The organism is Paraburkholderia nodosa (assembly GCF_001718195.1).
Lineage (GTDB): Bacteria > Pseudomonadota > Gammaproteobacteria > Burkholderiales > Burkholderiaceae > Paraburkholderia > Paraburkholderia nodosa_A.
The window spans coordinates 64859-89724 of sequence record NZ_MCNV01000010.1 but is presented as its reverse complement, the minus strand read 5'-3'; the positions used below and the strand labels follow the sequence as shown (position 1 = coordinate 89724).

General features: G+C 67.9%; 22 protein-coding genes. 5 read left to right on the top strand and 17 right to left on the bottom strand.

Annotation, left to right across the window (positions count from 1 at the left end; translation table 11 throughout):
• Positions 1-2: 2 nt before the first annotated feature.
• The 5 genes from BFD71_RS18835 to BFD71_RS18815 all read right to left on the bottom strand — a co-directional run bounded on the left by BFD71_RS18835 (position 3) and on the right by BFD71_RS18815 (position 5664).
• Positions 3-791 (bottom strand): AraC family transcriptional regulator, encoded by a 789-nt coding sequence (locus BFD71_RS18835; RefSeq protein WP_069265812.1) that lies wholly within the window; start codon positions 789-791, stop codon positions 3-5.
• A gap of 175 nt (positions 792-966) precedes the next feature.
• A complete protein-coding gene (locus BFD71_RS18830) occupies positions 967-1728 on the bottom strand; it encodes an ABC transporter ATP-binding protein (protein ID WP_069265811.1) in 762 nt (253 codons plus the stop codon).
• A complete protein-coding gene (locus tag BFD71_RS18825; protein ID WP_069265810.1) occupies positions 1719-3578 on the bottom strand; it encodes a branched-chain amino acid ABC transporter ATP-binding protein/permease in 1860 nt (619 codons plus the stop codon). The genes BFD71_RS18830 and BFD71_RS18825 overlap by 10 nt, the downstream gene beginning before the upstream one ends.
• Before the next feature lie 3 nt (positions 3579-3581).
• Positions 3582-4481, bottom strand: coding sequence for a branched-chain amino acid ABC transporter permease (locus BFD71_RS18820; protein WP_069265809.1), 900 nt, complete (start codon positions 4479-4481; stop codon positions 3582-3584).
• A 16-nt stretch (positions 4482-4497) separates the two neighbouring features.
• A complete protein-coding gene (locus BFD71_RS18815) occupies positions 4498-5664 on the bottom strand; it encodes a branched-chain amino acid ABC transporter substrate-binding protein (RefSeq protein ID WP_069265808.1) in 1167 nt (388 codons plus the stop codon).
• A gap of 271 nt (positions 5665-5935) precedes the next feature.
• Between BFD71_RS18815 and BFD71_RS18810 the strand changes: the two genes are divergently transcribed.
• Positions 5936-7180 carry a D-amino acid dehydrogenase gene (locus BFD71_RS18810; RefSeq protein ID WP_069265807.1) on the top strand — a complete coding sequence of 415 codons (1245 nt, stop codon included), beginning with the start codon at positions 5936-5938 and terminating at the stop codon, positions 7178-7180.
• Entirely contained in the window at positions 7177-7962 is a 786-nt protein-coding gene (locus BFD71_RS18805; protein WP_069265806.1) for a maleate cis-trans isomerase family protein, read from the top strand. Before BFD71_RS18810 ends, BFD71_RS18805 begins: the two co-directional genes overlap by 4 nt.
• A 152-nt stretch (positions 7963-8114) precedes the next feature.
• Here the strand turns inward: BFD71_RS18805 and BFD71_RS18800 are convergent, their stop codons facing one another.
• The 12 genes from BFD71_RS18800 to BFD71_RS18745 form a co-directional block, all read right to left on the bottom strand.
• On the bottom strand, positions 8115-9080 hold the full coding sequence (locus tag BFD71_RS18800; protein WP_069265805.1) for a chemotaxis protein: 966 nt from the start codon (positions 9078-9080) through the stop codon (positions 8115-8117).
• Positions 9081-9206: 126 nt separating this feature from the next.
• A complete protein-coding gene (locus BFD71_RS18795; protein ID WP_069265804.1) occupies positions 9207-11540 on the bottom strand; it encodes a putative bifunctional diguanylate cyclase/phosphodiesterase in 2334 nt (777 codons plus the stop codon).
• A gap of 296 nt (positions 11541-11836) precedes the next feature.
• Positions 11837-12130 carry a hypothetical protein gene (locus BFD71_RS18790; RefSeq protein WP_069265981.1) on the bottom strand — a complete coding sequence of 98 codons (294 nt, stop codon included), beginning with the start codon at positions 12128-12130 and terminating at the stop codon, positions 11837-11839.
• A 22-nt stretch (positions 12131-12152) separates the two neighbouring features.
• Positions 12153-12671, bottom strand: a complete 519-nt coding sequence (locus BFD71_RS18785) for a hotdog family protein (protein WP_256094800.1) — start codon at positions 12669-12671, stop codon at positions 12153-12155.
• Positions 12668-13495 (bottom strand): beta-ketoacyl synthase chain length factor, encoded by an 828-nt coding sequence (locus BFD71_RS18780; RefSeq protein ID WP_069265979.1) that lies wholly within the window; start codon positions 13493-13495, stop codon positions 12668-12670. Before BFD71_RS18780 ends, BFD71_RS18785 begins: the two co-directional genes overlap by 4 nt.
• Positions 13496-13500: 5 nt before the next feature.
• A complete protein-coding gene (locus tag BFD71_RS18775) occupies positions 13501-14706 on the bottom strand; it encodes a beta-ketoacyl-[acyl-carrier-protein] synthase family protein (RefSeq protein WP_069265803.1) in 1206 nt (401 codons plus the stop codon).
• A gap of 29 nt (positions 14707-14735) precedes the next feature.
• A complete protein-coding gene (locus BFD71_RS18770; RefSeq protein WP_069265802.1) occupies positions 14736-15596 on the bottom strand; it encodes a polysaccharide deacetylase family protein in 861 nt (286 codons plus the stop codon).
• Positions 15593-18136: an MMPL family transporter gene (locus tag BFD71_RS18765; protein ID WP_083245331.1), complete on the bottom strand. Its 2544-nt coding sequence runs from the start codon at positions 18134-18136 to the stop codon at positions 15593-15595. Before BFD71_RS18765 ends, BFD71_RS18770 begins: the two co-directional genes overlap by 4 nt.
• Positions 18136-18789: an outer membrane lipoprotein carrier protein LolA gene (locus BFD71_RS18760; protein ID WP_083245330.1), complete on the bottom strand. Its 654-nt coding sequence runs from the start codon at positions 18787-18789 to the stop codon at positions 18136-18138. The genes BFD71_RS18765 and BFD71_RS18760 overlap by 1 nt, the downstream gene beginning before the upstream one ends.
• Positions 18786-19829, bottom strand: a complete 1044-nt coding sequence (locus BFD71_RS18755) for an LpxL/LpxP family acyltransferase (RefSeq protein ID WP_141710723.1) — start codon at positions 19827-19829, stop codon at positions 18786-18788. The genes BFD71_RS18760 and BFD71_RS18755 overlap by 4 nt, the downstream gene beginning before the upstream one ends.
• Positions 19826-21565, bottom strand: a complete 1740-nt coding sequence (locus tag BFD71_RS18750; protein ID WP_069265801.1) for an AMP-binding protein — start codon at positions 21563-21565, stop codon at positions 19826-19828. The genes BFD71_RS18755 and BFD71_RS18750 overlap by 4 nt, the downstream gene beginning before the upstream one ends.
• Positions 21566-21633: 68 nt before the next feature.
• Positions 21634-22290 (bottom strand): hypothetical protein, encoded by a 657-nt coding sequence (locus BFD71_RS18745; RefSeq protein WP_069265800.1) that lies wholly within the window; start codon positions 22288-22290, stop codon positions 21634-21636.
• Positions 22291-22817: 527 nt separating this feature from the next.
• Here BFD71_RS18745 and BFD71_RS18740 point away from each other — a divergent pair.
• The 3 genes from BFD71_RS18740 to BFD71_RS18730 all read left to right on the top strand — a co-directional run bounded on the left by BFD71_RS18740 (position 22818) and on the right by BFD71_RS18730 (position 24865).
• Positions 22818-23078: a phosphopantetheine-binding protein gene (locus BFD71_RS18740; protein ID WP_069265977.1), complete on the top strand. Its 261-nt coding sequence runs from the start codon at positions 22818-22820 to the stop codon at positions 23076-23078.
• A gap of 71 nt (positions 23079-23149) precedes the next feature.
• On the top strand, positions 23150-23866 hold the full coding sequence (gene fabG / locus BFD71_RS18735; RefSeq protein WP_069265799.1) for a 3-oxoacyl-ACP reductase FabG: 717 nt from the start codon (positions 23150-23152) through the stop codon (positions 23864-23866).
• Between the two features lie 240 nt (positions 23867-24106).
• Positions 24107-24865: a glycosyltransferase family 2 protein gene (locus BFD71_RS18730; RefSeq protein WP_069265798.1), complete on the top strand. Its 759-nt coding sequence runs from the start codon at positions 24107-24109 to the stop codon at positions 24863-24865.
• Position 24866: the final 1 nt, after the last annotated feature.

Below are 24866 nucleotides of genomic sequence, written 5' to 3'. Positions count from 1 at the left end.
CTTCAACGCGGCTCGCTTTTCAAATACCGCTGGGGCGGCTCGCCCATCGTCTTGCGGAACATGGAGATGAACGCGCTCGAATTCGCATAGCCGAGCTCGGCCGCGATCTCCGCCACGCGCACGCCCTGGGCGAGCCTCGACACGGCCTCGACGATGCGCAGCTGCTGGCGCCAGTGGCCGAACGTCAACCCGGTCTCGTCCTTGAAGCGCCTCGCGAGCGTGCGCTCACTTGCCCCCACGCGCTCGCCCCAGGTCGCGAGCGAGTCGCCGTTGGCAGGCGCCGCCAGCAGGAAATCGCAAATCTGCCGCAAGCGCCGGTCGAGCGGCAGCGGCAACCCGCCGCCCGAGGCCTCGCGCGCATTGCGCATTTCGCTGAGCAACAGCGGCGTAATGAGCGCGTAGCGGCACTCCGGGCCGCGCTCGCGGTCTTCGACCAGCGCGGCCACCAGTTCGCGCAACAGCGGTGAAACCCGCATCGCATGGCATGCGGATTCCGGCCACGGCGACGCCTGCGGCTCGAACGACACACTATGCAGGCTCACCGCGGTCGTCGCGATCAATTCGTGGCGCACGCGCGGCGCGATCCACAGCCCGCGCTGCGGCCCGAGCGTCCACATGCCGCTGGGCGTCGTCACACGCAGCACCCCGCTCTCCGTAAAGACGAACCGCCCCTGATCGTGCGAAAGCCACGATCCCTTATGGGCAGCGTCGTACTGGTAGCTTGCCGCCACGAGTGGCCGTTCGAGCTTGCGGTGCGGGATTTCAAGCGGTCGCCGCCATATTTGATCCACGGTCGAATCTTCCTTCGCTCATTTTCCAGAAAAATGTCCGTTTTGCGCAATTTATGCCCGATGCGTCGGCCCGCGCTGTCTCGTATTTTGCATCGGATGATGATTAATTGCTAATGCGAACGATAATGATTCTCTATATGAATAATGAATTTTCCAGAGAACCGATCTGGTGCCCTTAGACGGCCCCGCCCTCCTGCGCCGCCGCGCTGCCGCCGAGATAGGTGGCGCGCACGCGGTTGTCGTCGGCCAGTTCATGGGCCGAACCCGCGAGCGCCACGCGGCCGCCTTCCAGCACATAGGCGCGGTTCGCGATGCGCAGCGCCTGCCGCGCATTCTGCTCCACGAGCAGCACCGCCGTGCCCGCGTGGCTGATGCGCGCGATCACTTCGAAGATAGCGCGCACGAGCTTGGGCGCGAGCCCCATGGAAGGCTCGTCGAGCAGCACGAGTTTGGGCTTGAGCATGAGCGCGCGCGCAATCGCGAGCATTTGCTGCTCGCCGCCGCTCAGCGTGCCGGCAAGCTGGTCCTTGCGCTCGCGCAGCCGGCTGAATGTTTCGTATGCCTGAGCAATGCCCTGATCGAGCGCGCCGGCATCGCGCCGCAACAGGTAGCCGCCCAGGCGCAGGTTCTCCTCGACCGTCAACCCGCCGAAGATACGGCGCCCTTCCGGCACGTGCCCGATCCCGAGCGCGACGATGCGATGCGACGGCAGCCCGACGAGCGCCTGCCCCTCGAACCCGATGCTGCCGCCGCGCGGACGCAGCAGTCCGGAGATGGTGCGCAGCGTCGTGGTCTTGCCCGCGCCGTTGGCCCCGAGCAGCGCGACGATCTCGCCCGGCTCGACATCGAGCGAAACGCCGTGCAGCGCTTCGATATTGCCGTAGTTCACGCGCAGGTCGCGAACGTCGAGGAGTTTGTCGGACGTCTCTACCCCCATAGCGACTTCTCCCCGTCCGTGGCGTCGGGTCCGTCGTCTTCCTCCGCCGTGCCCAGGTAGGCGTCGATCACCACCGGGTCGTTCTGGATTTGCGCGGGCGTGCCCTGAGCAATGATCTCGCCATGGTCCATCACGATGATGCGGTCGGACACGCCCATCACGAGCGCCATGTCGTGTTCGATCAGCAGCACGGTCACGCCCAGGTCGCGGATGCGGCGGATCTGCGCCATCAACGCGTGCTTTTCGGTTGGGTTCATGCCGGCGGCGGGCTCGTCGAGCAGCAACAAGCGTGGCTGGCTCGCCAGCGCGCGGGCGATTTCCAGCCTGCGCTGATCGCCATAGGGAAGGTCCGAGGCATATTCGCTCGCCCGCGCGCCGAGCCCCACCAGATCGAGCCAGCGCTGCCCGAGTGCGCCGTGCTCGGCCGCCTCGGCGCGCGCGGCGCGCGTGCCCACCAGTTCCGCTACAAGGGCCGTGTGCAGGCGATGATCCATGCCGATCAGCACGTTCTCGAATGCGCTCATATGGTTAAACAGGCGAATGCCCTGAAACGTACGCGCAATGCCGCGATGCACGTTGCGATGGGGCGCGCCGCCGCCAAGCGGCTCGCCGCGCCAGACGAGGCGGCCGCCGCTCGGCCGGATTACGCCCGTCAGGCAGTTGAACACCGTGGTCTTGCCCGCGCCGTTCGGGCCGATCAACGCGAGAATTTCGCCGCTGCGCACCTGGAAGGTAATGCCGCCAATCGCGCGCACGCCGCCAAAGCGGCGCTCGAGGTCATGCACCTCGAGCAGGGTTTCGCGCGCGGCGGCGGCTTCGAGGCCGCCGCTATCGGCGAGGGAAACGGCCGCCTCGGTTTCCTTGCCCGCCGCTTCCGCGGCTTCCGCTTCGTGCGCCACCGTTTCCTCTTCGGGCCGCGGCGCGGCGCGCCTCACGCGCGCCGGCCACAATCCTTGCGGACGCAACAACATGAGCACGACGAGCGCCACGGCAAAGCCGAAAATGCGCCACAGGTTCAAAAAGCGCAGCATTTCCGGCAGCCCCGCGACGATCAGCGCGCCGAGTATCACGCCGGGAATGCTGCCGCGCCCCCCCATCACGACGACGATGAGAATCGTCACCGACTGCAGATAGGTGAACGCCGTGGGGTCGATCGTGCCGAAGCGCGCGGCGAACAGACTGCCCGCGAGGCCGCCGATCAGTGCGCCGATCACGTAGGCGAGCATCTTCACGCGCAGGGTCGCGACACCCACCGCTTCGGCGGCGGCTTCGTCCTCGCGGATGCTGGTCCAAGCGCGCCCGAGGCGCGAGCGTCCGAGCCGCACGGCGAACACCAGCACGACGATGAAGAACGCCATGCCTAGCACATACACCGAGCGCGGCGAACTGAATTCGAAGCCGAACAGGCTCGGCGGCTCGATGCCGTAGATGCCGTTCGGGCCGCCGGTAATGTCGAGATTGGTGGCGACGATGCGCGTGATCTCGCCGAAGCCGAGCGTGACGATGGCGAGATAGTCGCTACGCAGGCGCAGCGTGGGGTAGCCGATCACGACGCCGGAAGCGCCCGCGAACACCAGGCTGAACGGCAGCGTCGCCCAGAACGAGAAGTGCAGCAGCGTTTCCAGCAGCGCCGTCGTATAGGCGCCGATGGCGAAAAATGCAGCGTAACCGAGGTCGAGCAACCCGGCATAGCCCACGACGATGTTCAATCCGAGGCCCAGAATCGCGTAGGTGATGATGGTGAGCCCGACATCGACGACATACCCGCTCGCGAACTTGGGCAGCGCGATCGCCAACGCGAGCAGCACGCCGGAAACGACCCATGAAGTGTCCGTGGCCCGCGCGCGCATGTCTCACATCCTCTCGACCACGCGTTCACCGAACAGCCCGGTGGGCTTCACCACGAGCACGGCGATCAGCACACCGAACACGAACACATCGGTCCACTGGGAGGACACATACCCCGCGCCGAACGCCTCCAGCAAGCCGATCAGGAAGCCGCCCACCATCGCCCCCGGAATATTGCCGATGCCGCCGAGCACGGCCGCCGTGAACGCGCGCAGCCCGAGCACGAAGCCCATGAAGAAGTTGATCTGCGTGTAGAAGAGCCCTTCCATCACGCCGGCGACCGCGGCGAGCGCCGAGCCGATGAAAAACGTGAGCTGGATGAGCCGCTCGACGTCGATGCCCATGAGCCGCGCCGCATCCTGGTCGATGGCGAGCGCGCGCATGGCCGTACCGACGAACGTATGGTGTACGAACAGATACAGCGCGATCATCAGCGCGAAGCTGGCCGCGATAATGCCGATCTGCGCGAACGTGATGTGCACTTGCGCAACGTCGAAGCCGGTATGCGTGAGCAGGTGCGGGTACGTACGAAAGCCCGCGCCGTAGGCAATCAGGACGCCGTTCTCCAGCAGCAGAGAAACGGCTAGCGCCGTAATGAGAATGGACAGGCGCGGCGCGCGCAGCAACGGCTGATAGGCCACGCGCGCGATCGCCACGCCGAGCACGCCGGTCGCGAGCATGGCCACCGCGAAGGCCACGAACAGCGCGAGCGCGAGCGGCAGGCGAGCGGCCGCGAGCGCGGCGAGCGCGGTCCAGCCCACGAACGCGCCCACCATGAAGAGATCCCCGTGTGCGAAGTTGATGAGCCGGATAATGCCGTAGACCATCGTGTAGCCGAGGGCGACGAGCGCGTAGAACGAGCCGATCGTCAGCCCCTCGATGACGAACTGGAAGAAGGTGCTCATGAGCGGCCCGGTACGCTTACTTCATAGCCACCCACTTGCCGCTGGCATCCTGGCGTTGGTAAGGCTCGAACTGATCGTTATGCACGACGACCGTGATGTACACGGCACGGCTGCGGTCGCCCTTCGGATTGAAGCCGATCGTTCCCGTGGCGCCCTGGTAGTCCGTGATCTTGTGCAGCGCGGCGCTGATGTCTGCGGGCTTTGCCGACTTGCCTTCGGCGATGGCCTTGGCGGTCACGCCCACGGCGTCGTACTCGTACACCGAGTACGGTCCCGGCCCCTGACCATAGCTCTTGTTGTACCGATCGAGGTAGTCGTGCGCACCAGGAAGGAACTGTGCGAGCGGCGCAGTCGTGATGATCATGCCGTCGGCGGCTGGCCCTGCCGTCTTCATGAGCGTGGGGTCATTGGTGCCGTCGCCGCCCATGAAGGTCATCTTCAGGCCCACCTGGCGCGCTTCCTTCACGAGCAGACCCGCTTCGGAGAAATAGCCCGTGTAATAGATCACGTCCGGCTTGAGCGAGGAAACCTTGGTGAGCGTCGGCGAATAATCCATCTGGCCCGGCGTGATCGAGTCGGCATAGACCACGTCCACGCCCATCTTCTTGAGCGATTCCACGGTGTTCTGCGCGAGACCCTTGGCGTAGGTCGTGTTGTCGTCGATCACTGCCGCGCGCTTCGCGTGCAGCGAATTCTTGATGAAGCTGGCCGCGAAAGGCCCTTGCTCGTCGTCACGGCCAATCGTGCGGAACACATTGTCGTAGCCCATTTCCGTGAGCTTCGGATTGGTCGAGGCATCGAGCACGTAGGGAATGCCGGCGCGATGGAATGCGGTCAATTCGGGCAGTGCCGCGCTCGAGCAGTAGCCGCCCGCCACGGCAACCACGCCCGCGTCCACGAGCTTCTGCGCGGCCTGTACCGCCGTTTGTGCGTCGCATGCGTCGTCTTCGGGCACGAGTTCGATCTGCTTGCCGAGCACGCCACCCGCCGCGTTGATCTTCGCGGCCGCGAGCTTCGCGCCGTTCAGGATATCCGTGCCCGCTGCGGCGCTGCTGCCCGAAAGCGGCACCGGCACGCCGATCTTGATGGTCTGCGCCTGGGCGAGTCCAGGCGCCAGCGCCGCGAGCGAAAAGAGCGTGAGCGCGAGGGTTGTGTGCAGCGCGCCATTGTTCTGAGGATTCATGTGAGCGGCTCCTGAGCGTGGACCCGACCGGGCGATGCCGCAACGCAGGCGAGCCCGCGCGGTCAGTTAGCGAAACGAAATAATTCGTCCAGTGCGATGCCCTGCAGGTCTCGCGCGCTCATGGCGCGCGGCTTGCATGGGACCGGCGCATAACGACTTATCCATGATAGATGCACGTCACCGTTTAACTGCCTAGGGTATGCGCGTATACAAATTACGTGCGCTCGCGGCAGCGTGAAGGTAATTTGTATACACGCATGGAGGGGTGCGAATGAAGACCATCGTACTGGGCGGCGGCATCGCGGGCGTCACGAGCGCGTATTACCTTGCGCGCGACGGCCGCGACGTTACCGTTATCGAGCGACGCTCAGGCGTTGCACTCGAAACCAGTTTCGCCAACGCGGGGCTCGTCGCGCCGGGGCACTCGTACACGTGGGCCTCGCCGCGTGCGCCGAAAATCCTGCTCAAATCGCTGTTCGTCGAAGGCCAGGCGCTGCGCCTGCGCCTGAAGGCCGATCCGCATATGTGGGCCTGGTGCGCGCAATTCCTGCTCAACTGCACCGAGGCGCGCTCGCGCGAGAACACCTCGCGCAAGGTCAAGTTGTGCCGCTATTCGCAGCATCAACTGCAAGAGGTCACGGCGCGCGAGCAGCTCGAATACGACCTCATCAGCCGCGGCCTGCTCTATCTCTATCGCGACGCCGCCTCGTTCGAGCGCGGCCGCGCCCACATGTCGATCCTCGTGGAAAACGGACTGCCGCTCGAAACGCTCGACGCCGCCGCCGTTGCAGCACGCGAACCGGCGCTCGCCCACGCCCGCGAGCGCATCGCGGGCGCGATCTACTGCCCCAGCGACGCAAGCGGTGACGCCCACCGCTTCACGCGCGGGCTCAAGGAAGTTTGCGAACGTATGGGAGTGCGCTTCGTGTTCGACGCCCCGATCGAGGCCATCGAAGCCACCGGCGACCGCATTGCCGGCGTGCGCACGAGCGCGGGCATGATTCAGGGCGACGACTACGTGCTCGCGCTCGGCTCCTGGTCGCCGATCCTCGCGCGGCCACTCGGCTATCGCATCGCGGTCTATCCGGTGAAGGGCTATTCGGCCACGTTCCCCTGCGGGCCCGGGCATCGGCCGCCCGAGATGGGTGGCGTCGACGAGAATCACCTCGTGGCATGGGCGCGTTTTGGCGCGCGCCTGCGCTTCACGGCCACCGCGGATTTCGCGGGCTACGACACGCGCCACACGCCCGCCGATTTCACTTCCATGATGCAGGCGGCGCGCGAACTCTTTCCCCAGGGCGCCGATTACACGCAGCCGGCGTACTGGGCCGGGCTGCGGCCGATGACGCCCGAAGGCACGCCGCTGATCGGCCGCACGCGCCATAGCAACTTCTTTCTGAACACGGGTCACGGACACATGGGCTGGACCATGTCGTGCGGCACCGCAAAACTGCTCGCCGACATCATGGCCGGGCGCGAGCCCGAACTCGACATGACGGGATTGATGCTGAGATGACCATTACCGCACCGCCGCAAGATCACGAGGATGCCTACACGAAGCTCGGCTTCGCGCTCGACGGCGGCATTGCCCGCCGCGCCGCGATCGGCCTCGTCGTGCTGGCCACCGATCATACGATCGAATACGAATGGCGCGATCTGTTGCGCCAGCCGGGCGTGGCGTTCTACGAGAGCAGGCTCGAGAATTCGCCGGACATCACGCCGCCTCGCCTCGCGGAAATCGAGGCGCGCATCGCCCCCGCCGTGAACCTCATGCTGCCCGGCGAGCGCCTCGACGTGGTGGCGTTCGGCTGCACGTCGGCTTCGATGGTGATAGGCGAAGACAAGGTTGCGGCACGCATCCGCGAGGCGCGGCCCGATATTGCCTGCACCACGCCGATCACGGCCGCGCTCGCCGCGCTAAAGGCGCTCAAGGTGCGCCGCGTGGCGCTTCTTACACCCTACGTGCGTACCATCAACGACTTCATGCGCGATTACATCGAGGCGCGCGGCGTGGCCGTCACACGCATGGCTTCGTTCGAGCACGCGGACGACAACGAGGTGGCGCGCATCGATGCGAGTTCAATTCGCAGTGCGATAGAAACGCTGGCGCGCCACGACGATGCCGATGCGGTGTTCGTGTCGTGCACCAGCCTGCGCGTGGCCGCGCTCGTGCCTCAGATCGAGGCGCACACCGGCAAGCCCGTGCTGTCGAGCAACTACGCGATGGCGTGGCACGCGCTGCGGCTCGCGGGGGTGCAGGATAGCGAGCCGCAGCTGGGGCGCCTGTTCGCGTGTTGATGCGCTAATGCACGACTGAGCAACGCGATGATCGATCGACTCCTTCACGACACGCGGCTCGGCCAGCGTTGAAGCGTCACCGAGATTGCCGTAATCGCCATCGGCGATCTTGCGCAGACATTGCGCACCGGCGCGAACATCCGCTGATGAAATCAGGCGTAAATGGGCTTGCCGGCGAGCGCGCTGCGAATCGCCCCCGCGAGGTCGCCGGCGGCGAATTTCGCCACGTAGCCGCTCGCGCCTGCATTCTTCACGTGCGCTTCATTCGCCGTGCCCGTGAGCGACGAATGAATCACCACCGGAATATCCACGGTGCGCGGGTCCGCCTTGATCTTGCGCGTCAACGTGAAGCCGTCCATCTCCGGCATTTCGAGGTCGGTCAGCACGAGCGCAATGCGATCCTTCGCGCGCACGCCGTCGCGCTCCGCGTTCCTGGCAATCTCGTCGAGCTGCTTCCACGCTTCGAGTCCCGTCTTCGCCATCGTGTATTCGACGCCGAGCGCCTTGAGGCTCTGGCCGATCAGCTCGCGCGCGAAGCCCGAGTCGTCGGCGGCCAGCACCTTCGCACCCGGCGGAATCATCGCGGGCTCGCCCACCTCCTCCGGCACGACCGCGCCGTGCTGCGCCGGGAAGACGTCGCGCAGCACCTGCTCCACGTCCACCACCTGCACGAGTTTCTTGCTCTCGGGGTCGTTCTCGAGCCGCGCGATGCTCGTTACGCGGTTGCCCATCGTGACGTCGGCGGTCAGCACCTGGCTCCATTCGAGCCGCACGATCTCGTCCACGCTTTCGAGCGCGAAGCCCTGGGTGGAACGCGCGAATTCGGTCACGAGCAGGATGTTCAGGCCCGTGACCGGCTCGCAGCCCATGAGCCGCGGCAGGTCGATCACGGGCATCACCTGGCCGCGGATGTTCGCCGCGCCCAGCACGTAGGGGGACGACGCCGCGATCGGTGTGATCGCCGGCATGCTCAGAATTTCCCGTACCTTGAAAACGTTGATGCCGAAGACTTCGCCAACGTCGCTGCCCGGCGCCGCGCCGAGACGGAAAAGCAGCAGCTCGAACTGGTTCGTGCTCGTCAGGCGGGTTCGTTCGTCGATTGCGAAGCCGCTATCCATGATTCTCTGGTGTCCTTTACGTGTGGCGCGATGCGTCCGGCATCCGCTCTCTGCCAACGTCTACGGCCTGGCGCGGGAAATCTTGAGCCTGCCGCTCCCGCACGAGCGTGCCGGATCAGGACACGCTCACACGCCCTCGCGCACGCGGCCAGCAGCATGCTCGCGCAGGAGCGCCGCGCAGCCCTGGGCGCTCACCGGCCTGCCGAACAGGTAGCCCTGCTGCCGCTCGCAGCGCAGCGAGCGCAGAAACGACGCCTGCTCGGGCGTTTCCACGCCTTCGGCGGTCACGCGCATGCCGAGCGAATGCGCCATCGCCACGACGGCCGAGGTGATCGCCACGGAGTCGCGGTTGTCGGGCAGACCCGCCACGAACGTGCGATCGACCTTCAGATGGTGCAGCGGAAAGCGCTTCAGATACGAAAGCGACGAGTAGCCGGTGCCGAAATCGTCCACTGAAATGCGCACGCCAATGGCGTTCAGCGCGTGCAGGAGAGGCAGCACACTCTGGCTGTCGCTCATCAGAATGCCTTCGGTGATCTCCACTTCGAGCGCGTCGGGCGCGAGGCCCGTGCGCGCGAGGCACCCCTCCACCTGTTCGACCAGCCCGTCCGCGATCTGGCGCGGCGAGAAGTTGACCGCCATGACGAAGTCGGGCGCGAAGAGGCGCCGCCACTGCGCGGCCTGGCGGCACGCGTGCTCGAGCACCCATTGGCCGATCGGGATGATCATGCCGGTGTCCTCGGCCACGGGGATGAACTCCACCGGCGAGACCTGGCCGAGCTCCTCGCTCTCCCAGCGCAGCAGCGCCTCGGCGCCGATCATGCGGCCGCTTTCGCCATCCACGATCGGCTGATAGACGAGGCGCAGTTCGCCCGAAGCGAGCGCGCGGCGCAGCCCCCGCTCGATCTGGAAACGGCGCTGCAGGTGCTGGCGCAACTCGTTCGTGAAGAACTGGAACTGGTTGGTGCCGCGCTGCTTGGCCGCGTACATGGCCGAATCGGCGTTGCGCATGAGTGCGGCGGCGCTGCGGCCATCGTCGGGATACAGGCTGATGCCGATCGAGGCGCCCAGGTAGTACTCGTTGCCCGCGACCGCAAACGGCGCGGCAAGCGCGCCGAGCACGCGCTGCGCAAGCGCGACAAGGTCGTCCACGCCCTTGTAGCAGCACACCGCGATCACGAATTCGTCGCCACCCACGCGTGCGAGCGTGTCCCCCTCGCTCACGCAGCCGGTGAGGCGCCGCCCCACGTCGCGCAGCAGCGAGTCGCCGGCTTCGTGGCCACCCGTGTCGTTGACCTTCTTGAACCCGTCGAGATCGACGAAGAGGAGCGCCGGCTTCGCCGAACACGTAGCGCGCTCCAGCATCGCGTGCATGCGATCGGCGAGGAAGGTGCGGTTGTACAGGCCTGTGAGCGCGTCGCGCGTGGCGAGGTAGCGCAATTGCTGCTGCGCCTCGCGCACCGGCCCGATATCCGTGAACGAGACCACCACGGAAATCGGCTCGCTTTCGCCGGGCCGGAAGATCGGCAGCACGTTCTCGCTCACCCAGACGATCTCGCCGTCCGCGAGTTCGAGGCCGACGGTCTCGCCGAGCACCGGCTTGCCCGTCTCGAGCGCCTTCATGCTCGGGCGCTTCGAGGTGGGCAGGGGCTTGCCGCTTTCGTCGAGCACGCGCGGAATCACCTGCATGATGCTCATGCCGACAGCGTGCTCGGGCAGGCGCAGGAGGCGCCGCGCGCTGCGATTGCAGGCGAGCACGGTGTCGTCGCGGGCCTGCATCACGATGCCTTCGTTGAGGTGGTCCACCACGAGGCGATGATGCTCCTCGCTGAGCGCGAGACGCTCGGCCATGGTCTGCTGGTTGAGCATGGCCGCGACGCTGTGGGCGATGTCGCACAGCAGCGCCTCCTCGGCCGCGCTGGGCCGCCAGGGCCGGCTCTGGTACACGGCGAGCGCGCCCAGCACGCCGCCGTTGTCGTCGTCGAGCGGCGTCGTCCAGACCGCGCGCAGGCCGCTGTCGAGCGCGATGCGGCGGTACTCGCCCCACTCGTGCGCGAGTTCGTAGTCCTCCACGCATATCGTGCGCCGCTCGGCGATCGCCGTGCCGGACGGGCTCGTGCCGGAACCGACCGGCGTGCCGTCGAACGCGGCGTGATACTGCGCCGGCAAGTTCGGCGCACTGCCGATGCGCAGGCGCTGGCCGTCGGCATCGAGTTGCAGGACCGCACAGTTTGCGCCCGCGCCCAGCAGCCGCCCGGCGCGACAGCAGACTTCCGCCAGCAGTTCCGGCAGCGGCATGCTGCGCGACACCAGCCGCAATACGCTGCGCTCCTGTGCGAGCGCCGCATCGGTTCCGTTCGCGGCCCCGCTGGTTGGCCCGTCCGGTTCTTTCGACACCTCCGACTGACCGCCCCGTGATCCCGCTGCGCCGAACGCTCCCGCCGCTTGGGAATAGACCATACCTTCTTCCCCTCTTGTTGCCGCGGTGCCTGTGGTGCAGGTAGCGCCCGCGGCCGGCTCGATCTCTAATGTGGTGCGCGGCACACCGCTCGCCGTCAGGCGAGCGATTGCGCCGCCCCTGCGTTAACGGCAAGGGCGGCGCGATTCTTGAAGCGTTGGGGCGAAAGGCACGGGCCGGCGGCGAGCCGGATAACAGGGCGCGGACGGGAAGGCGCGCCGGGTGGAGGGGTATGGGCGGCGCGTAGGGGTTCGCGAGGGTAAACGCCTACGCGCGCCGGTACATCGCAAAAAACGCCTTACGCCTGACTCTTCTCGCTGCTTTCGCCGCTGCCGTCCTTGTGGAACACGCGCTTGGTCGCGCGCTTGGTGGCCTCGTAACCTTCGCGCGACGCATGCGCGATGCCGTGGCCCACCGTCTTCGCCGCGTGCGCGGTGGCGTGGCCGAAGTCGCGTGCGGCGTGGCCGGTTTTCGTGGCCGCTTCCTTCGAGTCGTGCTTGATGTTCTCCTTCACTTCGTGAAGGTCGGCGTGCGCCATCGTGCTGGCCATGCCCAGCACGAGCGCGGCAAGTATGGACCGTTTGGATTTCATCATCGGGCTCCCTTTTGTATTGTCATCGAATGACTGCGGACGCGTCGAGCATGACTGCCGCGCGTCCCGTAAGCAGCACGCGGCCCTCGCCGCGCACCGTAAAACCATAGAGTACCGTGTTGCCGCTGCCGCTCACGCGTTCGGCTTCGATCGCGAGCGGCGCGGCGAGCGTGTCGAGGCGCTCGATATGCGCCACTACCGTGCGCACGCTCGCAAGAAAACCGACGCGCGGACGCTCGGCCTCTGCGCCGTCCAGTGCGCCGAGCAACGCGCCATGCACCGCCATGGCCTGCGCCGCGTACTCCACGCCGCACACCGTCGCAAGGCGGCCGCGCGAGCGCAGCGGATTGTGCGGATCGCGATGGCTGGTCGCGATGCAGCGGATACGCGTCTCATCCCATGACTGTACCGCGTCGAGCAGGCACATCGCGCCGCTATGCGGTATGCGCGCCGCGATCCATGCGCGGTCGAGCGGCGCGCCCGGCGCGGCGTTCGCGATCACGTCCGCGAGCGTAGCGGGCAGAGTGGCTTGCGTCGTCATGCCCCCTCTCCAGACGCGTCCACGGGCTCGACGTCGATTTGCACACGCAGCTCGGGCATGTAGTCGATGACCACGCTCGCACGCTGGCCGGATGCATCCATGCGCGCGAGCGCTTCGAGCAGCGGCAGCACACGCGCGGCGGGATTGTTCGTGCGCAGCGCTTCGAGTTCAGGCGAGGCGAGCGGCGTCGCGAGCGCTTCGGTGAGCGTCACGTCGAGGCGCGCGAGCGTCGTCGCGCTGGCCTGCGGCGCGAGCACGAGCGCGACGCCGAATGCATCGGCCACGGGACGCAACGCGTGCAGCGGCTCGGGATAGTCGGCGTCGTAGGCGATCAGCAAGGTGGGCACGCCATCCACGGCCACCTGACACGCGCTTTCGAGCAGCCCCGCTGCGAAGCTGCCGTCGTGCGCGCACAGCACGTTCGATGCGGCCCGGTCGCGCGTCGCGATGCTCCAGTAGCCCGCGGGCGCGTTATGCACCGAGTTGTGAAAACGCGTGGGCGAAAGCAGGCGGTCGTCGCTTGCCAGCGCGTCGCAAATTATGTGGCAGTTCTGACCATCTCCACCCGAGGCCGCGAACACGGCGGCAAGCGTCGTCGCGTCGCGACCGCTCGCCGCGACGGCTTCGTGGCCCACGGCGAGCGCGGTCTTGACGACGGCCCCGGTGCGGCGGCGCTCTGCCGCCGGCAACCCCTCCGGCGGCGGCAGCACCGTGCGTGCGCTCACGTAGGGCGCGCGCGCGGCGAGCACGTCGGCCGTCTGCGGCCAGTTGGCGAGACCCGGGCCGATCACGCCGACGCTTTCGATGAATACGGAAAGTTTCATGGCGGTCATCCGTGATGTGCGCGGTCCGCGCGCCCGAACAGGAGGCTGCAGTTCGTGCCGCCAAAACCGAATGAATTGCTGAGTGCGGCGCCGACTTGCACTTCGCGGCTTTCCAGCACGTAGTCGAGGCCGAGCGCGGCGTCAGGCTGCGTGGTGTTGACGCCGGCGGGCACGAAACGATGGCGCAGCGCGAGCGCCGCGATCACGGCTTCGAGCGCACCCGCCGCGCCGAGCGTATGCCCCGTCGCGCCCTTGGTCGAGCTGCATGGCGTACGCTCGAACAGTGCGTTGATCGCGCGGCTTTCAGCAACGTCGTTGCTCGGCGTGGCCGTGCCATGCAGATTGATGTAGCCGATTTCTCCTGGGGCCACGCCCGCGGTGGAAAGCGCCTGCGCCATCGCGGCGCGCGCGCCGAGCCCTTCGGGATGCGGCGACGACATGTGATGCGCGTCGCTCGATTCGCCCACGCCGAGCAGGAGGATGGCGTCGTCGTCCAGCGTGTCGGGCGTGCGCTCGAGGAAGGCGAACGCCGCGGCCTCGCCAATCGAAATGCCGTTGCGGTTCACGTCGAACGGGCGGCACGGATCGCGCGAAAGCAGTTCGAGCGAGTTGAAACCGTACAGCGTCGTCAGGCAGAGCGAATCGACGCCGCCCACCACGGCCGCGTCGATCAGCCCCGCTTCGATCATGCGGCGGGCGGAGCCAAACACCTTCGCGCCCGAGGAACAGGCCGAAGAAATCGACGTGGCCGGGCCGCGCAGGCCAAAATAGGCGCGCACGAACGAGGCCAGCGCGAACGGGTTGTGCGTCTGCGCGTAATGAAAGCCCGGCTTGAGCGCGCCGCTTTCCAGGTCCCGCTGCCGGTAGGCGTTTTCGGTTTCGAGAATGCCCGAGGTGCTGGTGCCGACGAACACGCCCACCCGCTCGGCGCCATAGCGCGCGACGGCGGCCTGAATGTGTTCGGCGAAACCGTCCTGCGTGAAGCCGATCTGCGCGAGACGGTGGTTGCGGCACGCATAGTCCGCGAGGTCGGCGCGTAGCGTCTCGCTCTCGAGGCCCGCCACTTCGCCAATCCACGTATCGAGGTCCGCGCGCGCGAAGTCGCAGCGCGCGAGGCCCCCGCGCTTGCCGCGCAGCGCGTCGAGCGTCGCGTCGAGCCCGCGCCCGAGGCAGCTGGTAGCGGTGAAATGCGAAAGGATCAGTGGTTTCACGTCAGTCGTTCCGTTTGCGCAGCGGTGGATCAGGGTTGACCGGCTTCGCCGTCGAGGCACGCGCGCAGTGTGGTCCACTGCAGCTGGCGTTCTGCAGCGGCGCGCAGGAGCGATGGCAGAACGTCGAGCACGAGCGGCTTGCCGCTTGCGTCGCGCGCCGCGTGGCCGTCGTGCACGAGCAGGATGTCGCGCGCAGCCAGGCCATCGAGCAGGCGGTGCGTGACCGTGCCGGCCTCTTTCGCGCGGGTGTCGAAGCCGCGCCGCGTCCAGCTCGCGAGGTGCAGGCCGAGGCCGCACAGCACCGGCTCGAGGAACGGATTGCGCAGGCCCGCCGGTGCGCGGAAAAAGCGCGGCGGCGTCCCCGCGATTTCGGTGAGCGTGCGCTGCGCCGCCTCGATCTCGCGCTTCATCACGATTGGCCCCGAGACTGAAAACGTATGCCGATGGCGCTGGCTATGGTTCTCGACGGCATGGCCGCGCGCCACGATCGCTTCGACCAGATGCGGGTGGCGTCGCGCGAGATCGCCGATGCAGAAGAAGGTTGCGCGAACATCGAAGTGGTCGAGCAGGTCGAGCACTCGCGGTGTCACTTCGGGGTCCGGGCCATCGTCGATGGTGAGCGCGATGCGCTGCCCCGCGTGTTCGGGCAGGCGCGTCCAGTTCGGGCCGAGCAACGCGCTGCGCGGCCATAGGCCCGCGGCGATCAGCGCGAGATGCGACGCGACCACGCTGCCCGCGGCCCACGGCCACGCGTGCGGCTGCGCGACCACGGCGGCGGCCGCTCCCGCGTGCAGCGCCGCCGCGCCGCTTATGAACGGCGACGGCCTCCAGCGGCGCGCCGTGGCGGACGCGGGCGTCGCATGCGTAGCGCGCAACGAAGCCGAATTCATGCGCGGCCTCCGTGCGGGTGGGTCATCTGCGCGGGTTCGGTACGCGGGCGAGCGTGCCGCCGCTCGTCGCGCGTATCGGCGCTCAGGTGCGCCTCGTCGCTGCTGTGCACGAGCGGCGGCGCGAGAATCGCCGCGAACACGAGCGCGAGCATCGCGCCCGGCCCCACCGTCAGCCCGAACGTTTCGAGCAGTGGCACATGAGACAGCGAGAGCAGGCCGAAGCCCGCCACCGTCGCGAGATTGGCGACGAGGAGCGAGACGAGCGTGCGCGGCGTGATGCCCGCTTCGTCGTCGCGCTTGCAGAAGAACAGCGCATAGTTCGAGCCCACGGCGACGATGAGCAGCATGCCGACCAGGTGCAGGATGGTGAGCGACACGCCTGCCAGCGCGAATCCCGCGGCCACGACCAGCACCGCCGCGACGAGCGGCGCGAGCGCCCTCGCCGCACGCGAGAACGAGCGCAGCGCGAACACCAGCAGCACGACGATGACGGCGAAACCCGCGAGCGAGAGGCGAATGTCTTCGTGCACGTAGTCCACGTACATGCGGTCGGCTTCGGCCTTCATGTCGACGAAGAGCGCGCCCGGCACGTTCGCACGGGCGACGGCGCCGCTCACGGAGCTGGCGTCGAGGCTCGGCGTATTCATGGCCTGCGCGCCTTGTGAATGGCGCGGCGCGCGCAAGGCGAGCATGGCGCTCCACTGGCCGTCGCGCTGGGTCAGGAGCGCATCGACGGCGAGCGCCATCGACGTGCCCTTGAGGTCCGCACGCGTGACGAGCGGCGCGTTGCGCGCCGCCTCGACGTCGGCGAGGAACGGCGCGAAGGCGTCGGGCCTCACATCCACCGGCTGGTTCCTGAGCGCCTCCTGCAGGCGCGCCGTGAGCACGTCCTTGCCGGGCAGGCTCGCGAGGCGTGCACGCTGGGTGGCGTCGCTCGGCAGGTAGCGCGCGGGGCTCTCGAAGCCGCCCAGCACACCACGCTCGACGAGCGGCTGCAACTGCGCGCCGACCTTCTCCGCGCCTTCGAGCGCGGCCTGCTCGCTCGCGGCCGGAATCACCACGAGATAGCGCACGTCGGGCGCGCCCACGTCCGCGCGCAGGCGCGTGTCGAGCGCCTGGCTCGCGGCGGGCACGGGGCTCAAGGCGGCAAGCTCGTGGCTCCAGAGGTCGTCGCGATGCAGCCAGAGCGACGCGAGCGCGGCGAGCACGAGCGCCGCGAGCGGCCAACGCAGGCGCGGTGCGGCGTGCGCCAGGCGCGCGAGCGCCGCGCCGATACGCGACACATCGCGGATCGCGACTGCTCCGCCCGACAGTTGCGGCAGCACGAATCGCGTGACGAGCGCGGCACTCACGAGGCCCGCGATCGAATAGAGCCCGAGTTGCACGAGGCCGGGGAAGCCCGAGAACAGCATCGTCGCGAAGCCGCACACCGAGGTCAGCACGCCAAGGCGGATGGTCGGCCAGTAAGCGGCGAGCCATGCGCGCATCGACTCGCGGCCCTGAGGCGCGCCGCGGGGGCCACCCTGCGACGACTGCACGAACAGATAGATCGAGTAGTCCACCGCCTCGCCCATCAGTGTCGTGCCGAAGCCGAGCGTCAAGCCATGCACCGTGCCGAACACGAGCGAAACCGTCGCAATGCCCGCCGCCACACCCGAGAACACCGGCAGGAGCCCGAGCCCCAGCGTGCGCGGCGAACGGTACAGCGTGAGCAGCAGCGCGACGATCAGCACGAGGCTCAGGGTGGAGAGGCGTTCCACGTCGTGGCGAATCGCGTCGCGCGTGGCGACCCCGAACACGCCCGGCCCCGTCAGCGATACCTGGTAGGCCGAAGCATTGGGCAAGGTGCGCGTGGCGGCGGCAAAAGCGGCGCGCACGGCGTCGATGGCGCGGGACTGGGCGTCCGTGTCGGAGCCGGCGGCCGCCGTTTGCGCCACCAGCACGGCGCGCCGGCCGTCGCGCGAGGCCCAAACGCCGCCGCGGCTCGCAGGCTGCGCCGCGCTATCGAGCTGGCCGACCATCGCCGCCACTTCGCCCGTCGGGTCGCGCGGCAGCAGGTCCTTGGCAACCAGCCCCGCCGACGAAGTCAGCAGATCGAGGCTCTCGCCCAGCGCTTCGTGCAGCCCTTGTTCCGTGAAGTGTTGCGGCGTGACCGCGGGGCTCAGCACATAGCGGTGGGCGAACATGAACTGCTCGTCGCGCGCGTCGTTCTGGCCCGAGCCGTTGTGGATCGCCACGAATTGCGGGTCGGCGCGCAGGCTCGCCGCCACGCGGCGCGAAAGCTCCGCGCGCGTGCTCTCGTAGCCGCCGTCGATGCCGATCAGAATGAGCCGGGACGCCAGCCCGTCGCGCAGTTGATCGACGAGCACTTGCTGCGTGGGGCTCGGCGAGCGCGGCAGAAACGCCGAGAGATCGGCGGTGAAGTTCGCGCGGCCGATCGCCACCGCGCACGCGACGAGGCACAGCAGCCACACCGCAACGGCGCGGCGCTGCACGAGCGCGACGCCGCGCGCAAGGACCGGATGGGCGCGCGGGTCCATCAGTTCGCGTCCGCGGAAAGGGCATGCAGGCGCATCACCGAATGATCGCCGTCTGCCTGCTGGATCGCGACGCTGCGCATCGCGTCGCGCGTGCCGTCGATCGTGATGGTGCTCACTACCTTGCGCATGCGCGAGTCGAGCGGCGTGAGCGTGAGCGTCCAGTCGTCGCCCTCACCCGTGAGCGCGACCTTGTACACCTGCTCCAGCGCGAAGCGGTTGCCTGCGAGCGTCGCACGGATGCTCTCGATGAACGCACCCAGTTCCGGATAGCGCGCGAGCGCCAGCGTGTACTTGTGGTTCTCGCGCTGCACGGTGAGCATGTCGCCGTCCACCACGAGGTGCTCGGGCTTCGGGTTCTGCGTGATCTTTTCCAGATGATCGGGCGCGACGAACACGAGTTCGCCCGACGACTCCACGGGCTGTGTCGCAATCGAGAGGTACTTCGTCTCGGTGAAGCTCGCACGGCCGGACTTGCGCTGCGCGAGCGTGGACATCAGGCGGTCGAGCGTCCACGCGGGCTGCGCGGTTTCGGCGGCCTGTGCCGGCACGGCAGGCGCGGCCGCCGTCATGACGGAAGCGGCTAGGAAAGCGGCGCTCGCCAGCGCACGCTGGCAGCGAGTGCGCAAGGTTGCGCAACGGCGGTTCGCGCTCATGCGTCGGTCACCTCGTGCACAGGTAGCTCGGCATGGGGGCGCGTCTCGCGGCGGCGCACCGTGGCCGGCGCACGCGCTGCAGTGCTCGCCGCCGCAGTTGCCGATGCCGTTGCGCCAACCATCGCGCCCTGCCTGCCGCCCTGCCAGAAGTCGTAGTAGTTGAACCAGTTGTACGGCGCCAGGCGGCAATAGCGATCGAGCAGGGTCACGTAGCGCACGAGCGCCGCGTCGATGGCGCGCTGGCGCGACTCGCGCGGCACGTCGGTGAAGTCCGCCAGCGTTTCGAAGTGCACGTCGTAGCGATTGCCGCCGCGATACAGGCCCGTCATGAACAGCACCGGGCGCTTGAGCATCGCGGCCATGTAGAGCGGCCCGAGCGGGAACGCCGCCGGTTCGCCGAGAAACGCCATACGGCGCATGGTGGCGGCGTCGTCGGCGAGCAGCGTGCGGTCCGCGAGCATACCCACCATGCAGTTCTGGTCAAGACGCTCGTGCACCTTCAGCATCGAGCCAACCTGGCCGAGCCCGATCACTTCGGGCTTCGCCGCGGGATTCACGGCGGCGAGCGTCGCGTTGATCTTCTGCGCGTTCTCTTCGTACATCGTCACGACCACGCGCAGGTCGGGCCGCGTGCGGCCGAGCGCGCGCACGATCTCGAAGCTGCCGAGATGCGCGCCCATCAGGAACACGCCGCGCCCCTTGGCGAGCGTCTCGTCCACGAGCGTATGGCCGTGCGGGCGGATATCGAACATGTCGAAGCGCGCGTTCGCCAGGTAGATGCGGTCGTGAATCGTCGACGCGAATGTAAACACGTGGCGGTAGATATCGCGCCAGTGCGCCGGGCGGCCCAGCACGCGGCGCAGGTAATCGCGCGAGGCGGCGCACGCGCGCGGCGAAAACAGCACGAAATACAGCGCGATCAAATGCAGCAGCACGCGGCCCGCGCGGCGGCCGAGGCGCAGCGAGAGCCACGTCATGATGCGCAGGAGCAGCGTATTGCTGCGCTCCTGCTGGTTCGCCCAGTCGGTGCGCTTCGTCATGGCTGCGCTCCGGTTTTTTCGTCGCTGATGACGCCGCTCGCGACATCGCGCGCGCCCGCGCGCAACGTGAAGCGGATCGCGCCGCTCGCCGCCGCGTCCCAGGCGAGGTCGAGCGTTTCGCCAGGCGCAGCCGGGCTCAGGAATTTCGCGGTGCCGAGCTTGAACGTGGTGAACGGCCGGTTCAGCGCGTCGCCGATCGCGTCGATGGCGTGATCGAGCAGCACGACGCCGGGCACGATCGGGTGACCCGGGAAGTGGCCCGGCAGCGCGGGATGATCGGCGGGAATCGCGAACGAAAGCGTTGACGCCGGTTTGGCCAAAGCGTCGCCCGCTTCCCGCTTGGCGGGCGCGAGGCCGCCGCGCATCTGCCGCGCGACGAACGCCGCGAGCACGTCATGCGGCAGCTTGCCGGTGTCGTTGCGCGGCAGGGAATCGACGAACAGCAGCGGACGCGGCAGAAACGCGCGATCGATGCGCTCGCGCAGCGCGCGCTGCAGATCGGCAAGCGTGAGCGTGGGCGCGACGACGAGCGCGACGAGGCGCTGCACGATGTCGTGTCCCGTATGCGCATCGTGCTCGAGGTGCGCGGGCATGAAGAACACGCCGTCCACCACGCCAGGAATCGCGTTGAGCTGATGGTTGAGGTAGGCGAGCGAGGTCCGCTTGCCCGCGATGTTGATGAGGTCCGCCTTGCGTCCGTGCAGCAGGAAACGCTGCGCGTCGAGCAGTTCGATGGCGTCGCCCATCGGCACCGGCTCTTCCACGTGGCCGCCCGAAACCCACATCGTGGAGCCTTCGTCGTCCTGGACCGCGCTTGCGCGCGCTTCGAAGCGAACCTGCGGGAACAGTTGCCACGTTGCGCCCTTCGCGGTGCGGCGCGTCGCGATCTGGCCGGTTTCGGTGCTGCCGTAGATTTCGACGAGCGGCGCCTTCAAGCGCGTTTCCGCTTCGAGCGCGAGCTTTTCCGAGAGCGGCGCGGTGGCGGAGAGCACCAGCTCGGCCGGCGGCAGCGCGTGATCGGTGGCGAGCAGCGCGCGCAGATGGATCGGCGAGGTCACGAGCACGCGCGGCTGCGGCACGGCTTCGAGTTCGTCGCGGATATCGACGGGATAGAACGGCAGCCGGTTGCTGAACGCGAAGCCACCGATCAGCGGCAGCAACACGGTCACTTCGAAGCCATACATGTGCTGCGGCGGCACCGTGCCGACGATCGTGCAGTCGCGCGCGGCGAGCAGGCCGTGCCGCTCGGCCGACGCGCGCACGCCCGCCACCAGCACGCCCCACGTCTTGGCATGCGGCACCGGCGCGCCGGTGGACCCCGACGTGAACACGTAGGCCGCGACGCGCGAGGCGTCGATCCGCGGGACGGCGAACGGCGCGTGCCCGTCGGCTTCCTGCCGGGCTTCGGGATACGCGAAACGCGGCAGGTCGATGGCGCAATCGGGCGCGTCGTGCAGGCAGAACGCGTCGGGTGCGAACGAGGCGAGCTGGCGCACCGTTTCCGGCGTCTGCGTCGAGGGCAGCAGGCTGATGCGGCCAGAGACGAGCGCCGCGCACAGGCCCACGGTAAAGCGGTAGCGGTCGCGGCAAACGTTGAATACGTGGCCGCCCGCCGGCAGTGCCGCGGCCACACGCGTGACATCGGCGAGGAACGCGCGCACCGTGACGGGCGCGCCGTCGCGCCAGGCCATGACCTGATCGGGCGACGTATGAAAAACGAGCGGATGAGTCTGCATAACTTCAGTCAATACGGATTCCTGCGTTGTTCCCTGCTTTGATTCAGGCTGGCGAGCGGCGTCCATGATCAGGAATGCTCCGCGTGCGCCTGGGTCGTCTGCCGGTATGCGCGAATCGCGTCGAGCATGCCGGCATTCGCCTCGCCGGGCAGCACGAAACGCCGGCATGCGTGCTCGGCGACGAACATCACCGCCACGAGCGGCAACGCCAGATAGTTGGCGAACGTCGACCACGCGACGATCGGTGCAACCGCGAACATCAGCGTCGAAACGCCGGCAATCGCGACGAAAAAAACCGTCCATGCGAGCGTGATCTGGCGCGTATAGCGCGCGACGGACGGCGTCAGCGCGCCGCCGTGAATCATCGACGCGAACTGCGTGCAAAGCGGCACGCGCCCCGCCGCGAGCGTGCGCCCGAACAGCAACGCCATCGCGAGGTTGAAGCTCACATGCTCCAGATACAGTCCCCACTCAAAGTGCCAAGCAAGCGGCGTGCGCATGAACCATAGCGCGAGCACCACGAGCGTCCACAGCGGCAGCAGCCACGCCCGGCGCGGCGAACGCGCGGCGGCGGCCGGCGCGATCGCGAGCGGGGGCACCAGCGCCATGGCCAGGCCGAAGCCGTGCGCGCCGGGCGTCGCGACCGCGTAGTGCGCGCCGATTTCCCAGGCGGCCACAGCCGCCACTCCAAGCGCCGCGCGCGCTGCCGCGGCCACGGCGCTCACCGCCCGCCTCCGCGCACGCGCGCGCCAGAGGGCCGTACGCAGGGCGCCGGCGGGCGGTCGGCCCCGGTGCGACCCAGGGCGGTCTGGCTAAGCAAAGAGGGCATCTGGCAAATATCGCAAATGGACTCGTAAGTGAATCGTAGGGTGAGGCAAGCGCCCCGAATCCTCTTAAGAAACGCAAGTATCGGGCCGGTTTCTTGCAAGCGTGTTCAGGCACGCACATTTTAAGATTGGCGGGACCCGATCACCTGTCCTGCCGGATGCCGGTTTGTAACTGAATGTTCGGAATCGCGTCAGGCGGGGTTTTTGTCCGATCCAGACAGGCCCGAAGCCGTGCAAGCGTCTCGCGCGTTCCGATCCCAAAAAAGCGCGGCGCCTGGCACCGACCCTCTGTAACCCTTTCGGCTGGGAGCACGGTATACGCACCGATACCCTTCACTTAGAATCCTGGTAACTTTTACATCAAACGAACCCTAAAAACGGGTGGCCGGCGCTTTCGACCCGCACGCCCGGAGAGCCCACGCATGATGAACGCACTGGAACAAGAGCTCGCCACGCAGATCGTGAAAGAGCTGAATCTCGAAGATGTCTCGCTCGACGAAGTGGGCGCCGACACTCCGCTCTACGGCGAAGGCTTCGGGCTCGACTCGATCGACATCCTGGAAATTGCGCTGCTGATCTCGAAGAAGTACGGCTTCGAGCTGCGCTCGGACAATCCGGAAAACGAAAAGATCTTCGCGACGCTCGGCTCGCTGGCCGCCTACGTCGCGGCGCACCGGGTGCGCTGACGTGCGCGGCGCGTAGTGCCATGACTGCCGGCGCAGGCCAGGACCTGGCCAGGATTGAGGGAGGAAAACCCATGCGTGCACTCGTGACAGGCGGCAGCGGCGCACTCGGACAGGCCATCAGCGTGGCGCTCGCGCAGGCGGGCCACGAGGTCTGGGTGCACGCGAACCGGCGTCTGGCCGAGGCCGAAGCCGTCGCGCAGCGCATCGTCGCGGCGGGCGGCAGCGCGCACGCCATCGCCTTCGACGTGACCGACGCCGACGCGGCCCAAGCCGCGCTCGCGCGGCTCGTGGACGACGCGCCCGTGCAGATCCTGGTGAACAACGCGGGCATTCACGACGACGCGCCCTTGGTGGGCATGCGCCGGGAGCAATGGCGCCGCGTGATCGACGTCTCGCTCAACGGCTTTTTCAACGTGACCCAGCCGCTCCTCATGCCGATGATCCGTACGCGCCACGGGCGCATCGTCAACATCGCCTCGCTCGCGGGCGTGATGGGCAATCGCGGCCAGGCGAACTACGCGGCCGCGAAGGCCGGGCTGATCGGCGCAACGAAATCGCTCTCGCTGGAGCTGGCCTCGCGCGGCATCACGGTGAACGCCGTGGCGCCCGGTATCATCGCTTCGCCCATGGCGGAGCACGCGTTTCCCGCCGAGCGCATCAAGCAGCTCGTGCCCGCGCAGCGCGCCGGCCAGCCCGAGGAAGTCGCGGGCATGGTGGCGTACCTGGTGTCCGACGCGGCCGCCTATGTGACAGGGCAAGTGCTCTCGATCAACGGCGGCCTGGCTTGAACACGCGGCGCGTTTTCCGCTGCTGCATCCTCTGAGGAAATACGAGTGTCTGTGCAACCCTTCGACGCAAAGCGGCAGTCGCGCTCCGCGCCCGGCACCAGCACGGGCGCGAGCGCCGAAGCATCCGGATACGACGTCCCCGCGCACGATGCGCCGGACGTCCGCCCGGGCGGTTATGCGCGCGCAGCGGCGCGACCTAGAATTTTTACAGGGTCTCACGCTGTCGAGGCACCCGCTGCCATGGCCACGCCTTCGTCCACGCATCTCGTCCTGATCCCGAGCTACAACCCGGGCGCCAAGCTCGACGAAACCGTGCGCAGCGCACGCGCGCAATGGAACCCCGTGTGGGTCGTGGTGGACGGCAGCACGGACGGCAGCGCCGCGCGCCTGCAGGCCATGGCCAACGACGACCCCGGCCTGCACGTCATCGTGCTGCCCGACAACCGGGGCAAGGGCGGCGCGGTGCTCGCGGGGCTCGAAGCCGCCGCGGCGCGCGGATTCACCCACGTGCTGACGATGGACTCCGACGGCCAGCACCCCGCCGCGCTGATTCCCGAATTCATGGCCGCCTCGCAGGCCGCGCCCGACGCCATGGTGCTGGGCCTGCCGAAGTTCGACGCGAGCGCGCCGCAATTGCGCGTGCAGGGACGACGCCTGTCGAACTTCTTCGCCGACTTCGAGACGCTGTGGGCCGGCATTGGCGACTCGCTATACGGCTTTCGCGTGTACCCGATCGCGCCACTGAAGGCGATCATGCACCGCCAGACGTGGATGCGCCGCTTCGACTTCGATCCCGAAGCCGCCGTGCGCCTGTGCTGGGCCGGCGTGCGGCCCATCCAGATCGAAGCGCCGGTGCGTTACTTCGGCGCCGATGAAGGCGGGGTCTCGCATTTCAACTATGTGCGCGACAACCTGCTGCTCGCGGGCATGCATCTGCGGCTCGTGAGCGGCTTCGCGCTGCGCCTGCCGCGCTTGCTCGGCAGGCGCCTGCTGCCCTGAT

What these genes read in the sequence shown, in the direction of transcription:
- BFD71_RS18830 (WP_069265811.1), bottom strand. Translation starts at nt 1,728, where the DNA reads ATGGGGGTAGAGACGTCCGACAAACTCCTCGACGTTCGCGACCTGCGC.
- BFD71_RS18825 (WP_069265810.1), bottom strand. Translation starts at nt 3,578, where the DNA reads ATGCGCGCGCGGGCCACGGACACTTCATGGGTCGTTTCCGGCGTGCTG.
- BFD71_RS18820 (WP_069265809.1), bottom strand. Translation starts at nt 4,481, where the DNA reads ATGAGCACCTTCTTCCAGTTCGTCATCGAGGGGCTGACGATCGGCTCG.
- BFD71_RS18815 (WP_069265808.1), bottom strand. Translation starts at nt 5,664, where the DNA reads ATGAATCCTCAGAACAATGGCGCGCTGCACACAACCCTCGCGCTCACG.
- BFD71_RS18810 (WP_069265807.1), top strand. Translation starts at nt 5,936, where the DNA reads ATGAAGACCATCGTACTGGGCGGCGGCATCGCGGGCGTCACGAGCGCG.
- BFD71_RS18805 (WP_069265806.1), top strand. Translation starts at nt 7,177, where the DNA reads ATGACCATTACCGCACCGCCGCAAGATCACGAGGATGCCTACACGAAG.
- BFD71_RS18800 (WP_069265805.1), bottom strand. Translation starts at nt 9,080, where the DNA reads ATGGATAGCGGCTTCGCAATCGACGAACGAACCCGCCTGACGAGCACG.
- BFD71_RS18795 (WP_069265804.1), bottom strand. Translation starts at nt 11,540, where the DNA reads ATGGTCTATTCCCAAGCGGCGGGAGCGTTCGGCGCAGCGGGATCACGG.
- BFD71_RS18790 (WP_069265981.1), bottom strand. Translation starts at nt 12,130, where the DNA reads ATGAAATCCAAACGGTCCATACTTGCCGCGCTCGTGCTGGGCATGGCC.
- BFD71_RS18785 (WP_256094800.1), bottom strand. Translation starts at nt 12,671, where the DNA reads ATGACGACGCAAGCCACTCTGCCCGCTACGCTCGCGGACGTGATCGCG.
- BFD71_RS18780 (WP_069265979.1), bottom strand. Translation starts at nt 13,495, where the DNA reads ATGAAACTTTCCGTATTCATCGAAAGCGTCGGCGTGATCGGCCCGGGT.
- BFD71_RS18770 (WP_069265802.1), bottom strand. Translation starts at nt 15,596, where the DNA reads ATGAATTCGGCTTCGTTGCGCGCTACGCATGCGACGCCCGCGTCCGCC.
- BFD71_RS18765 (WP_083245331.1), bottom strand. Translation starts at nt 18,136, where the DNA reads ATGGACCCGCGCGCCCATCCGGTCCTTGCGCGCGGCGTCGCGCTCGTG.
- BFD71_RS18760 (WP_083245330.1), bottom strand. Translation starts at nt 18,789, where the DNA reads ATGAGCGCGAACCGCCGTTGCGCAACCTTGCGCACTCGCTGCCAGCGT.
- BFD71_RS18755 (WP_141710723.1), bottom strand. Translation starts at nt 19,829, where the DNA reads ATGACGAAGCGCACCGACTGGGCGAACCAGCAGGAGCGCAGCAATACG.
- BFD71_RS18750 (WP_069265801.1), bottom strand. Translation starts at nt 21,565, where the DNA reads ATGCAGACTCATCCGCTCGTTTTTCATACGTCGCCCGATCAGGTCATG.
- BFD71_RS18740 (WP_069265977.1), top strand. Translation starts at nt 22,818, where the DNA reads ATGAACGCACTGGAACAAGAGCTCGCCACGCAGATCGTGAAAGAGCTG.
- fabG (WP_069265799.1), top strand. Translation starts at nt 23,150, where the DNA reads ATGCGTGCACTCGTGACAGGCGGCAGCGGCGCACTCGGACAGGCCATC.
- BFD71_RS18730 (WP_069265798.1), top strand. Translation starts at nt 24,107, where the DNA reads ATGGCCACGCCTTCGTCCACGCATCTCGTCCTGATCCCGAGCTACAAC.